Source organism: Agrobacterium sp. SORGH_AS_0440, assembly GCF_031453135.1.
GTDB lineage: Bacteria > Pseudomonadota > Alphaproteobacteria > Rhizobiales > Rhizobiaceae > Agrobacterium > Agrobacterium pusense.
The window spans coordinates 445,418-460,945 of the sequence record NZ_JAVIYR010000002.1; the positions used below are offsets into that span (position 1 = coordinate 445,418).

The window sequence follows — 15,528 nt, forward strand, 5'->3', positions numbered from 1 at the left end:
ATGGATATGAACGAAATCAAGGAAATCTTTTTCCAGGAATGCGAGGAGCAGCTCGCCGAACTGGAATCGGGGCTTCTTAAATTGAATGACGGCGACCGTGATCCGGAAACCGTCAACGCCGTTTTCCGTGCCGTTCATTCTATCAAGGGCGGAGCAGGTGCCTTCGGTCTCGATGATCTCGTGGCCTTTGCGCACGTCTTTGAAACGACCCTCGACTGCGTGCGTTCCAATAAGCTGGAACCGACGCAGGATGTTCTCAAAGTCATGCTGCGCTCTGCCGACGTGCTGGCAGACCTCACCAATGCCGCAAGAGACGGCGGCAGCGTCGATGAAAGCCGCACCCGTGGCCTTGTGAAGGAACTGGAGGCGCTGGCAAACGGCGAAGCCGTTCCGGCATCCGCGCCCGCTCCCGTCGCAGTAAAGGCGCCGGAACCCGTGAAGGCCAAACCGACGGATGAGAGCGGCTTCGAGCCGATCCCCTTCTCCTTCACGGACTTTGCCGACGAAACCACGCCGCTGATGGAAGCGCCATCCTTCCAGATCACCTTTAAGCCGCATGCATCGCTTTATTCAAAGGGCAACGAGGCGGCACTTCTGCTGCGCGATCTTTCCCGCATTGGGGAGATGAGCATCAATTGCGACATGTCCGAGCTGCCTTCGCTCGACAAACTCGATCCTGAAGCATCCTATCTCTCCTGGACGGTTTCGATCACGACCGACAAGGGTGAAGAAGGTATCCGCAGCGTCTTCGAATTTGCCGAATGGGATTGCGATCTCGAAATCACGCCAGTTCTTTCGGAGGCCGCTGCCGACGAGGAAGAACTCCCGATGATCCCCGTGCCGTTCGACCTTTCGGCGCTTGATAGCGGCGCGGAAGAGCAGCCCGTTGTTGAAGTCGCCACGGCGGAAGCGTCTTATGTTGCAGCAGCTGTCGAAACGGCCGTCGCAACGACGCAGATCGCCCAGAGCGTCAATGCCGCCATCGAAAAGCGTGAAGCTGCGGCAGCACCTGCCGCAGCGCAGGCAAACGCCAATGCCGCTGCCAATGCAAGTGCCGGCCAGACCATCCGCGTCGATCTCGACCGTGTCGATCGCCTGATCAATCTCGTCGGCGAGCTCGTCATCAATCAGGCGATGCTGTCGCAGAGCGTCATCGAAAACGATGCGAGCGGTACGTCAGCCGTCAATATGGGTCTCGACGAGCTGCAGCAGCTGACGCGCGAAATCCAGGACAGCGTCATGGCGATCCGTGCGCAGCCGGTAAAACCGGTGTTCCAGCGCATGTCGCGTATCGTTCGCGAAGTCGCCGACATGATCGGTAAGCAGATCCGTCTTGTCACCGAAGGTGAGAACACCGAAGTCGACAAGACGGTCATCGACAAGCTGGCCGAACCGCTGACGCATATGATCCGCAACGCCGTTGATCATGGCATCGAAACGCCCGAAAAGCGCGAAGCCGCTGGAAAGAACCCGGAAGGCACTATCAAGCTTTCGGCCAAACACCGCTCCGGCCGCATCCTTATCGAGCTTCAGGACGACGGTGCCGGCATCAATCGCGAGCGCGTGCGCCAGAAGGCGATCGACAACGATCTCATCGCTGCCGATGCGAACCTGACGGATGAAGAGATCGACAATCTCATCTTCGCCCCCGGCTTCTCGACCGCCGACAAGATTTCCGACATTTCCGGCCGCGGTGTGGGCATGGACGTGGTCAAGCGCTCCATTCAGGCGCTCGGCGGTCGCATCAACATCTCCTCGCGCCCCGGCCAAGGCTCCACCTTCACCATGAGCCTGCCGCTGACGCTTGCCGTTCTCGACGGCATGGTGGTGACGGTTGCCGGCCAGACACTGGTGGTGCCGTTGACCGCGATCGTGGAAACCCTGCAGCCGGAAGCGAAGAACATTCACTCGTTCGGTGCGAACCAGCGGCTGATCTCCATCCGCAACTCCTTCTGCCCGCTGGTGGATGTCGGCCGCGTGCTGAATTTCCGCCCGACGCAGGCCGATCCGGTCGAAGGCGTCGCTCTTTTGGTGGAATCGGAAGGCGGCGGCCAGCGTGCCCTGATGGTCGATGCGATCCAGGGTCAGCGCCAGGTTGTCATCAAGTCGTTGGAGGCCAACTATACCCATGTTCCGGGCATTGCCGCCGCAACGATTCTCGGCGACGGGCGCGTCGCTCTCATTCTGGATGTCGATGCCATCGTCAGCGCCTCGCGCGGACAGCCCTTGAAGCAGGAAATGTCGCTCGCGGCGGCGGGTTGAAAGCGGATCATTCATGGCAGCACTTAATTTCAACGACCAGCGCCAGTCTCCGGATGACGTTCTTGCCAGCGGTGAATACCCGCTGACGAGACGTGACCTCTCGGAAATCGCGGCGATGATCTATGCCGATGCGGGCATCTATCTCAACGACACCAAGGCGTCGCTGGTTTACTCCCGCCTGTCGAAACACATCCGCAATCTCGGCCTTTCGGGCTTTCGTGAATATTGCGTTCTGGTGTCATCTCCAGATGGCGCGCAGGCGCGGCGCGAAATGCTGTCGCACCTGACCACGAATTTCACCCGCTTCTTCCGCGAAAACCATCATTTCGAACATTTGCGTGATGAGGTACTTCCTGGCCTCGTTGCAAGGGCTAAGAGCGGCGGGCGTGTTCGCATCTGGTCCGCCGCTTGCTCCGACGGACAGGAGCCCTATTCCATAGCGCTCACCGTGCTCGCCATGTTTCCGAATGCAGCCGATTACGACTTCAAAATCCTGGCCACGGATATCGACCCGAAAATATTGGCGCAGGCCCGTGCCGGGGTCTATGACGATAATGCGCTCGAAACCGTGTCTCCCGCCATGCGCAAGCAATGGTTCACGGAAGTGGATGCTGGCGGCCGCCGCAAGTTCCAGATCGACGACAAGGTCAAGCGCCTCATCACCTTCAATGAATTGAACCTGATGACGCAATGGCCCTTCAAGGGCAATTTCGACGTCATCTTCTGCCGCAACGTCGTCATCTATTTCGACGAGCCGACGCAGATGCGCATCTGGTCGCGTTTTGCAGGCCTGCTGCCGGAAGGTGGTCATCTTTATATCGGTCATTCCGAACGTGTCTCCGGTGACGCCAAGAACCTGTTCGATAATACGGGTATCACCACCTATCGCTACATCGGTCACGCTTCGGGGAGGAAGGCATGAGCGCACTCGCACGGGTACTCGTCGTCGATGATAGTCCGACCATGCGCGGCCTGATTTCGGCTGTGCTCAAGGCCGATCCGGAGGTCGAAGTCGTCGGGCAGGCCGGCAACGCCATGGAAGCGCGTGCCGCCATCAAGCAGCTCAATCCCGATGTCGTGACACTCGACATCGAGATGCCGGAAATGAACGGGCTGGAGTTTCTCGAAAAGATCATGCGCCTGCGGCCCATGCCGGTCATCATGGTCTCGTCGCTGACACATCGCGGGGCGGACGCCTCGCTCGCGGCACTCGAAATCGGCGCCTTCGACTGTGTCGGCAAGCCGGCACCAGGCGATGCGCGCCCTTTCGGTGATCTGGCTGACAAGGTGAAGGCTGCCGCGCGCTCCCAACACGCTGCTTACCGTGCGGCGCGGCCGGAAGCCGCAGCCGCGCCGCAGCCGGTTCCGGTCAGCGAATATCGGGCGGGGCGCAAGGTCGTGGCCATCGGTTCGTCCACGGGGGGGGTCGAAGCGTTGATCGCGGTGCTGCAGAAATTCCCGGCCAATTGCCCGCCGACCGTAATTACCCAGCATATGCCGCCCACCTTCACGAAGAGCTTCGCAGAACGGCTGAACCGCATCTGCGCTCCTGTGGTGGAAGAGGCGACGGATGGCGCCCGCCTGCAGACCGGCAAGATCTATCTCGCGCCGGGCGGCGAGCGTCACCTGCAGATCGCCAATCGTTCGGCACCCTGCTGCCGGCTCGTAGAGCGCGATCCCGTCAACGGCCATCGGCCCTCCGTCGATGTGTTGTTCGACTCTGTAGCCGAACTTGCCGGACGCAACGCCGTCGGCGTCATCCTGACCGGCATGGGGCGCGATGGTGCCGCCGGACTTCTGAAAATGCGCCATGCCGGTGCGCGTACCGTCGGCCAGAACGAAAAAACCTGTGTCGTCTATGGCATGCCCCGTGTGGCCTATGAGTTAGGCGCGGTTGAACAGCAATTGCCGCTGGGCTCCATCGGCGAAGAAATCCTCAAACTAACCACTGCCCGCAAAGAAGGTGCTGACTAATGTCTCTCGCAGAAAAGATCAAAGTTCTGATCGTTGACGATCAGGTGACCAGCCGGCTGCTCCTCAGCGATGCGCTGACACAGCTCGGCTTCAAGCAGATCACCGCCGCAGGTGACGGCGAGCAGGGAATGAAGATCATGGAGCAGCAGCCCCATCATCTCGTCATCTCCGATTTCAACATGCCGAAGATGGATGGCCTCGGTTTCCTGCACGCCGTGCGGGCCAACCCGACCACCAAGAAGGCCGCCTTCATCATTCTCACCGCGCAGGGCGACCGCGCGCTGGTGCAGAAGGCTGCCCAGCTCGGCGCCAACAACGTGCTGGCCAAGCCCTTCACCATCGACAAGATGCGTGCTGCCATCGAAGCGGTTTTCGGATCGCTGAAATGATTGAAGCTGCAGCCAAGCGCGTACATATCATTCAGGGCGAGTATAAGGTCGTCAGCGATCCCGATGTGGTGCTGACGACGATACTCGGTTCGTGCGTGGCTGCCTGTCTGAGAGACCCCGTTTCCGGCGTTGGAGGAATGAACCACTTCCTGCTGCCGGGAACCGGTAGCGTGACCGGCGGAGATGCGACGCGTTATGGCGTGCATCTCATGGAACTTCTGATCAACGGCCTGCTGAAGCAGGGCGCCCGTCGTGACCGGCTGGAGGCCAAGATTTTCGGCGGCGCGAAGACGATCGCCAGCTTCTCCAATGTCGGTGAGCAGAATGCCATATTCGCCATGAAGTTTCTCAAGGATGAAGGCATTCCAGTCATAAGCTCCTCCACGGGCGGGGAACATGGCCGCAAGATCGAATTCTGGCCGGTCTCGGGCCGCGCCCGCCAGCATCCGCTCAGCGGCGCGGAAACACAGAAGACGGTGGCCATGGAAACGCGTCCGGTGCCGGCGCCCAAACCCGTCGCCAACGATATCGAATTTTTCTAGTACGGAGTTTCCAATGCAGCTTGCAGAGCACACCGCCACCACTCCGTTCGAAGAAGCCCTGCCGGATGTTCTGATGCGTGTGGTATCGGAACTGCACGATGTCGCCTATCTCATCGAGCGCATCGAGCCGCAATTGCTTGAAGTGACCAGCGGCCAATTGTCGAGCGAAGGCGTCAAGCTGCTGCAGGGCATCGACCTTGCGGTCCAGAAGACGCGTGGCCTGGCCGAGTTCATAGACACCATCACCGGCTCCATCCCGGGCGACTGGATCGTGGATGTCTCCACCGCGCTCAGCCTCGTCAAGCTTGCTGAAATGCAGAAGGCGCTCGGCGCGGCCTTCCGCCACGGCCATTCCCAGCCGCTCGACAAGGCCTCCGGCGACTTCGACCTCTTCTAGCGCTGTTTCCAGCGGCGCCTGCCTCTTCGCAGAATGCGGAGAAAGGCAACGCTCGCGCAAGCTTCGCACCCTATTGTCATCACGGGGCCAAAAGGTCTCGGACTCTATGAATGACGGTGCGGAACAGAATGAATCTGTTAAATCAAATCCCTCAGGTCTTGAAGAATGTCGCGGCGCTGGGGCAGACGCGGCTGCTGATGTTGGGCGGCGTGGGCGTTGTGTCCATGGCCATTATCCTCGCTGCAGCGCTTTATGTGAACCGTCCCGCTTACGAGACCCTTTATGTGGGGCTTGAAAAGAGCGACCTCAACAAGATCAGCATTGCGCTCGCCGAGTCGGGTCTCGACTTTCAGGTGGGGACCGATGGTTCCAGCCTTCAGGTCCCGGTCGGGCTTACCAGCAAGGCGCGGCTGCTTCTGGCTGAACGTGGCCTGCCCGACAGCGCCAATGCCGGTTATGAACTTTTCGACAATGTCGGTTCTCTCGGCCTGACCTCCTTCATGCAGGAAGTGACGCGCGTTCGCGCCCTTGAGGGTGAGATCGGCCGCTCCATCCAGCAGATCGATGGCATCGCAGCCGCACGCGTGCATATCGTCATGCCTGACGTCGGCAATTTCCGCCGCGGCGAACAGAAGCCCACCGCATCTGTCATGATCCGTGCGAGCGCCTCCGCCGGCCGCAAGGCTTCCGCTTCCATTCGTCACCTCGTTGCCTCGGCCGTTCCCGGCCTTGAAGTCGACGATGTGACCCTGCTCGATTCCACGGGTCAGCTTCTGGCGTCCGGTGACGACGTCACCAATGCCGCCATGAACCGTTCGCTGACGCTGGCGCAGAACGTTCAGCAGGAAATCGAGACCAATATCGACAAGGCGCTGGCGCCCTTCCTCGGCATGGACAATTTCCGCTCGAGCGTGACGGCGCAGCTCAATACCGACAGCCGCCAGATTCAGGAAACCGTCTACGATCCGGAATCGCGTGTCGAACGGTCGGTGCGGACCGTGAAAGAAGACCAGAAGTCGCAGGAAACGCAGCCCGACACGGCCGCGACCGTGGAGCAGAATGTTCCGCAGGCCGCACCTCAGGGCGGCGGCAGCACGCCGCAATCGTCGGACGAATCGGCGAAGAAAGAAGAACAGACCAACTACGAGATCAACTCCAAGACGGTCGCCACGGTGAAGAACGGCTATACGGTCGAAAAGATTTCCGTCGCGGTGGTCGTCAACAAGGGGCGTATCGCAAAGATGGTCGGTGAACCCGCCGATCAGGCCAAGATCGACGCCTACCTCGCCGAAATGCAGAAGATCGTCACCTCCGCCGCCGGCATTTCGTCCGACCGTGGCGACATGGTCACCCTGACTGCAATGGATTTCCTCGAAACCCAATTGCTTGACGAGGCCGCCAGCGGACCGGGTGTCATGGAAGTGCTGAGCCGCAATTCCGCCGGCATCATCAATTCCCTCGCCTTTGTCGCGGTCGCCTTCCTTGTCGTCTGGCTCGGTGTACGCCCGCTGGTCCGCACGGTTACCGGCAACGGCGCGGCCGCAGGCCAACTCAGCCAGGAAGCCGCCGGTCTCGAACTGCCGGACTTCTCTCCCGGCATGGATGCGGGCGCGGGCGGCCTCATGGAAGGGTTCGGGGCGGATTTCGGCTTCGACAGCACCGACGATCTTCTGGCGGGCGGCGATGGCGAAGGCACCTTCAACCGCCGGGTACGCGAAGGACCCGAACGCAGGCTTTCCCGCATGGTGGAAATCAGCGAGGAAAGAGCCGCCAAGATTCTGCGCAAATGGGCAGTGGAAAAAGCAGCGTAATATCGAAAAGGCCGGAGTTTTACCCGGCCTTTTTTCCGTTTTTGGGCTTTTCGCTATCCTTGGCGGACGCATCGTGGCAATCTCGTTTTAGGACAGTGTTTACAAAAAATTCAGCAACGATACAGTTTGCTGGGAATTGGCTGAGAATGCCGTTTATGGATTGAACAGCTTTTCAGTATGTTTTTTTAGCAATAGACGAACGGTGAAATACGTGGAAAGGCTGGTGTCAGGTAATGGCAAATCCCAGTCCGTTCCATAAAATGAAATGATTCGGTCTCCGGGGGCTTGCCGTCCCATTTTGGTAAGCTTCTCGAATGGAATGATTCCATCCCGAGGTATAATCTCCCACTGGGAGCAAGAGGGCGTAGGCGATTGAAAGTCGATGTTGATATCCGCAGGCTGTCTGCCAAGCCTATGGAGGGCATGGGTAAGCCCCTGCCGCGTGATCAGCTTGCCAAGAACGTCGCAGCCACGGCTGCTGCCGGTAACGTTGCAGGCGCGCTTGATTTGCTCGTGACTTACGCTGGCGCCTCGCATTACCTGCTGGCGCGGGATGACCTTCTCGAAGAAACCGGGCTTAAATTCATCGTTACATCCGATTGGCCTTTCGATCTGGTGCGCCGGTTGGGCGTCGAGCTTGCCAATAGCCAGAACCGTTCGAGCGAAATGGAAAAATGCCTTTCGCTTCTGCAGCCGCGGCTGCTCTTGCTTCCAGAGGACGTTTCGGTTCCCTATGGCATAGACCGGCAGTATTCTGCGCTCTCTTTCTGCGTGGGGCGCATTCGCCTTTCTCTCCTGCTGCTGTTCCCCGAGGAAGCGGTTCCGTCGCCGGAACGCCTGCGTGAAATCGCGCTTCTGACGGGCTATTGCGTCAGTTTCGGCATTGCCAGCGAGGCAAAAGCCGTGCGCGATATCGACCTTACCGAGCGCGAGCTGGAGTGCCTTTTCTGGATCGCGGAAGGCAAGACGAGTGACGAAATTGCGATGATCCTTGGCATTTCACGCAATACGATCAATAATTACATCACAAGCGTGATGCGTAAAACTGCGACAAAAACCCGCTCGGAGGCAATTGCCTACGCCGTGCGCAACAACCTCGTATAATGGTCGGACGGATGGTACAGACGAAAGACAATGAGGGTACTGGTCAAACGGGCATGTTTTACCGCAGCCCTGTCGTGACGAGCCGGTCGGATCTGTTTCCGAAGCTTGTCGCCATGCAGAAGCTGGTCGGCGCGCGCAATTTCGTGGTGACGAAGGCGGCCGCTTCCGGTTTCCCTAACAAGAAGAAGCTGACCTGCGAGCTGGAAAACTGGGGCATGAATGCCGCGGAGCAGAGCACGCAGTTCATTCGCGCTGTCGGCGATATTCTTCTCGATCACATCGAGACGTCGCTTCTGCCGGTCATCTGGCGCAACAAGAATGCCGGCGGTTTTGCCGATCTCCCCGACGTGCCTGCGCTTCTGCGCCGGATCGAGAACGATACTTTGCCCTATGCGGGTCTGGCGCTACCGGTGCGCCTCGGCACCATCGGTAACGGCTATATCGTCTTCTGCGGCACCAATCTCGTTCTCGACAATGAAGTGGTGATCGAACAGCACATCAAGTGCTGCGAGATCATGGTCGATATGCTGGCGCTGGACGAGCGCAAGGCGGCGCCCTCGGAAGCGTTGAGCGAGAGGGAAATCGCCTGCCTGCAACTGGCGGGCGATGGCCGTATCAGCGAAGAAATCGCGGTCAAGCTCGGGCTGTCGGTCCACACCGTCAACGCCTATCTCGGTTCGGCGACGATCAAGCTTGATTCCGTCAACCGTATCCAGGCGATCGCGAAAGCCATCCGGCTCGGCTACATCCATTAACGGCGGGCGGGTCTACCGCCCCCTTCGCCGGCACTTCGCGTTTTTTTAACAGTTGCCCATTAGAACTTTTATAAGTTTGGCTTTGGGGAACTGTTTCATGCACAACCGGCTCTTTAAGTCCGTTGCTGGCAAGGTCGTAGCTTTGACGATCGGTCTGATCGCGCTCAGCGTGGCGGCGGTTGGTTTTTCGACTTACATTCGCTTGAAGGACAATATCATCACCACCGCGCTGCGTGATACGCACAGCGCAATGCGCAGCATGGCGATCCTTTACGAACTGAAAGTTGGCGGTGTTGCCCTCGAATTGGTGGATGGCGACCTCAAGAGCGTGGGCCGCGCCAGCATCGGAACGATGCGCGATAATGATCTCGTCGACCGCACCGCAGCCGGAAACGGTGGCATCTCCACTGTTTTTGAAGCCAGAGGCGGCGAATTCATTCGCATGACCACCAATCTGAAGAACGAAAAGGGCGAGAGAGCAGCAGGAACCAAGCTTGCGACCGATCATCCCGCTTTCGAAAAAGTCTCCAAGGGTGAATCCTATTTTGGCACCGCGACGCTGTTCGGCACCAGCTACATGACGGGTTATATGCCCGTTACGAACAAGACCGGCGCAACCGTCGGCATTCTGTTCGTGGGTGTTCCCATGGATGTCTACGATGCGCAGATATACAGCCTGCGCGACATGATGCTGATCTGTGGCGGGCTCGCCATGCTTGGCGTCGGCTTGCTCGCCTATTTCGTCATCAAGCGTACGCTTCAGCCCCTGGGCAAGCTGACCGATGCAGTGAAGTCCCTTTCGGACGGCAATCTCGATACACCGATCCCCTATGCCACCAACACCAATGAGTTTGGCAACATTGCCCGCGCTTTGGTGATTTTCCGAGAAAATGCACTTGAGAAACTGGCGATTGAGGGCAAGAGCGCCGAGGAACGTGCTGCGGCCGAGTCCGAACGTTACCGCAATGACGCCGAGAAACGGGAGCTGGACGGCCAGATCGAATTCGCGGTCGACGAGATTGCGTCCGGTCTCGGCAGGCTATCGCGTGGCGATCTCAGCCGTACGATTGATACGCCCTTCTCAGGTCGCCTCGACCGGCTGCGCACGGACTTCAACAGTTCCCTGCTCAACCTGCGGGATGCGCTGGGTCAGATCCGGGAGCGCACGCTCGTCATTCAGCACAGCGGTATCGAAATCGAGCAATCTTCGGTCGATCTGTCGAAGCGGACCGAAAACCAGGCCGCCTCGCTGGAGGAAACCGCTGCCGCTGTCGAGGAAATCACCGCTACCGTCAAGTCATCGGCTGAAAGGGCGCGCGAGGCCAATGAGGCCGTTCGCATTACCAAGCAGAGCGCCGACAGCTCCGGTTCGGTCGTCAGCAATGCCGTCGACGCCATGGGCCGCATCGAAGATGCCTCGCGCAAGATCGAACAGATCATCGAGGTCATCGACGACATTGCTTTCCAGACCAATCTTCTGGCGCTCAATGCCGGTATCGAGGCCGCACGTGCTGGTGAGGCCGGCAAGGGCTTCGCCGTCGTGGCGCAGGAAGTGCGCGAGCTTGCCCAGCGCTCCGCCGACGCAGCCCGCGAGATCAAGCAGCTCATCAATCAATCGACGCATGAGGTCAGTTCCGGGTCGAAGCTGGTGCAGGAGGCGGGCACGGTTCTTTCCGCCATCAGCCAGCAGATCGTTACCGTCAGCCAGCATGTCGAAACCATTGCGACGGCAACGCAGGATCAGTCTTCCGCACTTCACAACGTCAACAGTTCCGTCAACCAGATGGACCAGATGACCCAGCAGAACGCGGCGCTTGCCGAACAGTCAAGCGCGGCCAGCATGATACTGTCCGGTGAAGTCAAGGCGCTTCTCGAACTCGTGCAGCGGTTCCAGATGGAGCAGGGCTCGGCGACAGGCCGAGACCGGTACAATCAAGCGGCCTGATACGCCGGTTTTTGAAGATAGATACCGCTCCCGGATCGCAAGGTCCGGGAGTTTTTACTCGGCCGCTGCCCGCACGGTACTGGATATCTGGTTGATATAGGCGCGCAGCGCCGCCGGTTTCACCGGTTTGTGCTGGACGGCAATTCCGTATTTTTCGGCATCGCTGCGCACTTCCGGGCTGCGATCCGCCGTTACCAGCAGAGCCGGGATCGTTTTGCCATAAAATGTCCTGATGAGGCGGATGGCGCTGATGCCATCGCCATCATCAAGATGATAATCAGCGACGATGACGTCGGGTGCTGCGGTCAGAGAAAGAAACGGTTCTTCCAGCGCCGCCACGGATCCCGCTGGTAAAACGTCGCAGCCCCATCCCGTCAGCAACAGCGTCATGCCCTCAAGGATTTTCGGCTCGTTGTCGATGCACAGCACCCGCACGCCCTGGAGGCGATCGCTGGCAGCAGGATTGGCGATGGGGCCGCCCGACTTCGCGGGTGCGACACGATCTTCCTCACGCGTGAGGTGAATACGGAAGGTCGTGCCCTTGCCCGGCGTGGAAATCAATTGAACCGGATGGTGCAGCATGCGCGACAACCGGTCGACGATGGAAAGACCAAGGCCGAGCCCCGAGGCCGTTTTTGCACCTTCGTCCAGCCGGGCGAATTCCTTGAAGACCGTGCGGAACTTGGAGGCGGGTATGCCGATGCCGGAGTCCGTCACCTGAATGACCACTTCGCCGCCCCGGCGGCGCGCGCCGACAACCACTTTGCCCTTCAACGTGTATTTGATGGCGTTGGAAACCAGGTTCTGTATCAGACGCCGCAGGAGGTTGGGATCAGACCGTACCGTCAGCGAAGTCGGCATGACCACGAGGTTGAGGTTCTTCTCCTGCGCCATCGGCGCAAAATCGGTCTCGATCCGCTTCAGCAAGTCGTTCAGCGGAACGGATGTCATGCGCGCCTTCATCGAGCCGGTGTCCAGACGGGAAATATCGAGCACCGCGCCAAGGATGGTCTCGACCGATTCCAGCGCCGAGTCGATATTCTGCACGAGTTCGCTTTCTCCCGATTCTCCGAGCCGTTCGACCAGCGAGGATGAATAGAGACGGGCGGCATTCAGTGGCTGGAGAATATCGTGGCCGGCGGCGGCGAAAAACCGCGTCTTGCCGATGTTCGCCTCGTCGGCTGCCGCTCTCGCCTCAGCCAGCGCGCGGTTGACGCGGGTCAGTTCGGCGGTCCGCTCCACCACACGCTGTTCCAGCGTTTCATTCGCCTGTTTCAGCGCCTGATCGCTTGCCACCCTCTGGGTAATGTCGGTGAAGGTTGCGACAATGCCCTTGTCCGGCATCGTGTTGGAGCGCACCTCGATGATGCGTTCGCCGCCCGCCAGCACCAGAGGGAATGGCAGGTCCATGGTCAGAAAGCTGGTGATCAACTGTTCCGTATCACCGGCCGGCATGTCGCCTCGTTCCTGCAGCATGGAGACGATATCGGTTAGTGGTACGCCCACCTGGCCGAACTGCTCGGGCAGGTCCAGAAGAGTGCGAAAGCGCCGGTTCCAGATCGTCAGCTGCTGGGAGCTATCGAAAACGGCGATACCCTGGTCCATCTGCGCCAGCGCCGTCTGCAACATGTCCTGATTATACTGCAGCGCTTCGCTTGCCTGGTCGAGCAGCCACGCCGTGTCTGCGCTGGTGTCTTCCGCCTTCTGCAGAATGATCGAGAGCACGAGGCGGGCGGAGGAAGAGCCGATGGCGCTGCCGAGTAACTGTTCGGAGAAGTGAATCAGCGCCATGTCCGCCGGCTGGTCGTCATTCAGCTTTCTGCCGGCCGTTTTTTCATAGGTGGCCAATGAACGGAGCATGCGCTCCTCGCCGAGATAGCGGGCGATCGCGCTTTTCAGATCGCCGACGCTGACACGGGTTTTCCAGCCGCGGGTGGCGAATTGCGATTTTGAATGACGCTTGACGAAGATGCCGGACTGAATGCGTTCTACCGGTCTTGGATTGCGCGAAAGCGAGCCGAGTACAAACGCCATGCTGTTGACGAGAAGACTGAGAATGACTGCATTCACGAATGGATCGGCTTCAGGCCCGTTGAACACGGTGCTGCCGGAAAACAGGAAACCGAGAATATTCGCCGCAACCTCGGAATTGTCAGGCCCGCCGAAGCTCGGCAGGAAAAGCAGATAGGCCCAGACGAAGAAGCCGGAACTCAACCCCGCGATTGCGCCGCGCGCATTGGCCCGCCGCCAGAAGAGGCCGCCGAAAAGGGCAGGGGCCATCTGGGCAATTGCAGCGAAGGCCAGCAGGCCGATGGAGGCGAGACCCGTGGCGCTGTCGGCGGCGCGATAATAACCATAACCCAGCAGCATAACGGCAAAGATCGCCGTTCTGCGGATGTTGAGCAGGGTCTTGGCGAAGTTGTCCCGGTGCGGTGAGCGATTCAACAGCTTCTGTCGCAGGAAGATCGGCATGACAATGTCATTGGAAATCATGATCGACAGCGCGACCGACGCGACGATCACCATCGCGGTCGCGGCCGAAAAACCGCCGATGAAGGTGATCAGGGACACGACCGGCATCTGATGGTTGAGCGGTAATTGCAGCACGTAGAGATCGGCGTCGCCATTGGCGCCGAGCGTCAGAATGCCGGCAAGAGCGATCGGCAGTACGAAGATGTTGATGGCGATGAGATAGAGCGGTAGCAGGAACCCCGCCATGCGCAACTCTTCTGGCGTCCGGTTTTCCACGACTGTGACATGGAACTGACGCGGCAGCAGGATGATGGCGAAGCCGGAAAGCAGGGTCATGACGATCCAGCGGCTGACGGGCGTGTGATAGGAGATGGCCTGCATCGCCTGTTCATTGGCGGAGGCGAGCTGCCATAGATGCACGGGACCATCGAAGAGCACGAAGAGCACATAGAAGCCGACGGTGCACATGGCGACGAGCTTGACCAGCGATTCCATCGAGATCGCCAGTATGAGCCCGTCCTGATGTTCGGTTGCATCCGTGTGGCGGGTGCCGAACATGACGGCGAAGCCCGCCATGACAATGGTGACAACAAGCGGCAGATCGAGGAAATAGAGGTTGCCGCTGCCGATGCCGTAATCACCGGGGTCGACCATCGTCGCCACCGAGCTGGAAACCGCTTTCAGCTGCAGCGCGATATAGGGAATGGCGCCGACGAGCGCGATGATGGCGACAATCATCGCCACGGTGGAATTCTTGCCATAACGGGCGGCAATGAAGTCTGCAACCGAGGTCAGTTTTTCCGTTTTGGCAAGCTCAACGATGCGTCGGATGATTGGCATGCCAAGGGTGAAGGCAAGGATAGGCCCGGTATAGATGCCAAGAAATTCCAGTCCCTTGTCGGCTGCAAGCCCAACACCACCGAAATAGGTCCAGGAGGTGCAATAGATCGCAAGGCTGAGCGCATAGACGAACGGACGCCCCTTTTTCGGCGCGTTTCTCTTACGGCTCTTCCTGTCCCCGTAGCTCGCAACAGCAAACAGCAGCAGGATATAGGCGAAAGCCGAACCGAATATGATCCACCCAGGAAGCACGCATCCTCCCATGCAAGAGTTTCCTGATATCAAGCATAGGCGAAATCCGCGCCATTGAGAATGAGCGCGGTCTGATCATAAAGTTCAAGATCAGCGCGCAAAAAACCCGATAAATGCAATCTTGACGAATTCCAAAAGTGTAAGGGAATCTGTATGGTTGAAGGTGTAGGGACAGTCACATAGCTTCAGCTCGCAAAGCACGAGAGGGACAATCTGAATGCTTAACGAATTTAAAACCTTCATTGCCCGCGGCAATGTCATGGACCTTGCCGTGGGTGTTATTATCGGTGCCGCTTTCAGCAAGATCGTCGACTCCGTCGTCAACGATCTTATCATGCCTATCGTCGGCGCAATCTTCGGCGGGTTCGACTTCTCGAACTACTTCCTGCCACTGAGCTCTAACGTCAATGCCACCTCGCTCGCCGCAGCCCGCGAGCAGGGCGCCGTTTTCGCTTACGGTAACTTTCTGACCGTTCTCATCAACTTCCTCATCCTCGCCTGGATCATTTTCTTGATGGTGAAGGGCGTCAATAAGCTTCGCGATTCCGTCGAACGCAAGAAGGTCGAGGAAAAGCCGGCAGCTGCCCCGCCGCCGGAGGACGTGAGGCTGCTTACCGAAATTCGCGATCTGCTGAAGACGCGCTGAGCCAGATAAATCTGGTTTAACCGCCGGCCCATGCGGCCGGCGATCTCCTGCCGGGATGATCCATAAAGAAAATCCATGGCCGCCTCACGGATTATCATGCACATGGCGGGTGCGATGCGATAAGAAGGCACCAAACGGA

At 59.0% G+C, this 15,528-nt stretch carries 12 protein-coding genes; 11 read left to right on the forward strand and 1 reads right to left on the reverse strand.

Translation table 11 applies throughout. From position 1 onward, the window contains the following. From QE453_RS11465 to QE453_RS11510, 10 genes are all read left to right on the forward strand, one after another. Window positions 1-2,262: a chemotaxis protein CheA gene (locus tag QE453_RS11465; protein WP_035206775.1), complete on the forward strand. Its 2,262-nt coding sequence runs from the start codon at window positions 1-3 to the stop codon at window positions 2,260-2,262. Between the two features lie 13 nt (window positions 2,263-2,275). Beyond that, window positions 2,276-3,184, forward strand: coding sequence for a protein-glutamate O-methyltransferase CheR (gene cheR, locus QE453_RS11470; RefSeq protein WP_045532841.1), 909 nt, complete (start codon window positions 2,276-2,278; stop codon window positions 3,182-3,184). Then, entirely contained in the window at window positions 3,181-4,236 is a 1,056-nt protein-coding gene (gene cheB, locus QE453_RS11475; RefSeq protein WP_004439876.1) for a protein-glutamate O-methylesterase CheB, read from the forward strand. Before cheR ends, cheB begins: the two co-directional genes overlap by 4 nt. Next, window positions 4,236-4,625 (forward strand): chemotaxis response regulator CheY2, encoded by a 390-nt coding sequence (gene cheY2 / locus QE453_RS11480; protein ID WP_003503467.1) that lies wholly within the window; start codon window positions 4,236-4,238, stop codon window positions 4,623-4,625. The genes cheB and cheY2 overlap by 1 nt, the downstream gene beginning before the upstream one ends. Next, window positions 4,622-5,167 carry a chemoreceptor glutamine deamidase CheD gene (cheD, locus tag QE453_RS11485; protein WP_004439878.1) on the forward strand — a complete coding sequence of 182 codons (546 nt, stop codon included), beginning with the start codon at window positions 4,622-4,624 and terminating at the stop codon, window positions 5,165-5,167. The genes cheY2 and cheD overlap by 4 nt, the downstream gene beginning before the upstream one ends. Window positions 5,168-5,180: 13 nt before the next feature. Next, window positions 5,181-5,564, forward strand: a complete 384-nt coding sequence (locus QE453_RS11490) for a hypothetical protein (protein ID WP_004439880.1) — start codon at window positions 5,181-5,183, stop codon at window positions 5,562-5,564. A 128-nt stretch (window positions 5,565-5,692) separates the two neighbouring features. Continuing rightward, on the forward strand, window positions 5,693-7,375 hold the full coding sequence (gene fliF / locus QE453_RS11495) for a flagellar basal-body MS-ring/collar protein FliF (RefSeq protein WP_004439882.1): 1,683 nt from the start codon (window positions 5,693-5,695) through the stop codon (window positions 7,373-7,375). A 372-nt stretch (window positions 7,376-7,747) separates the two neighbouring features. After that, the gene (gene visN / locus QE453_RS11500; protein ID WP_004439885.1) at window positions 7,748-8,479 is read left to right on the forward strand and encodes a transcriptional regulator VisN; all 732 of its coding nucleotides are present in this window, start codon (window positions 7,748-7,750) and stop codon (window positions 8,477-8,479) included. Window positions 8,480-8,532: 53 nt separating this feature from the next. Beyond that, window positions 8,533-9,234, forward strand: coding sequence for a transcriptional regulator VisR (gene visR, locus QE453_RS11505; protein ID WP_034496317.1), 702 nt, complete (start codon window positions 8,533-8,535; stop codon window positions 9,232-9,234). 97 nt (window positions 9,235-9,331) lie between these two features. Then, on the forward strand, window positions 9,332-11,179 hold the full coding sequence (locus tag QE453_RS11510) for a methyl-accepting chemotaxis protein (protein WP_004439890.1): 1,848 nt from the start codon (window positions 9,332-9,334) through the stop codon (window positions 11,177-11,179). 54 nt (window positions 11,180-11,233) lie between these two features. On the opposite strand, the gene QE453_RS11515 is transcribed toward QE453_RS11510, so the two are convergent. Next, on the reverse strand, window positions 11,234-14,743 hold the full coding sequence (locus tag QE453_RS11515) for a hybrid sensor histidine kinase/response regulator (protein WP_244405500.1): 3,510 nt from the start codon (window positions 14,741-14,743) through the stop codon (window positions 11,234-11,236). Window positions 14,744-14,960: 217 nt separating this feature from the next. Here QE453_RS11515 and mscL point away from each other — a divergent pair, with 217 nt between their 5' ends. After that, window positions 14,961-15,389, forward strand: a complete 429-nt coding sequence (mscL, locus tag QE453_RS11520; RefSeq protein WP_004439896.1) for a large conductance mechanosensitive channel protein MscL — start codon at window positions 14,961-14,963, stop codon at window positions 15,387-15,389. Window positions 15,390-15,528 lie beyond the last annotated feature (139 nt).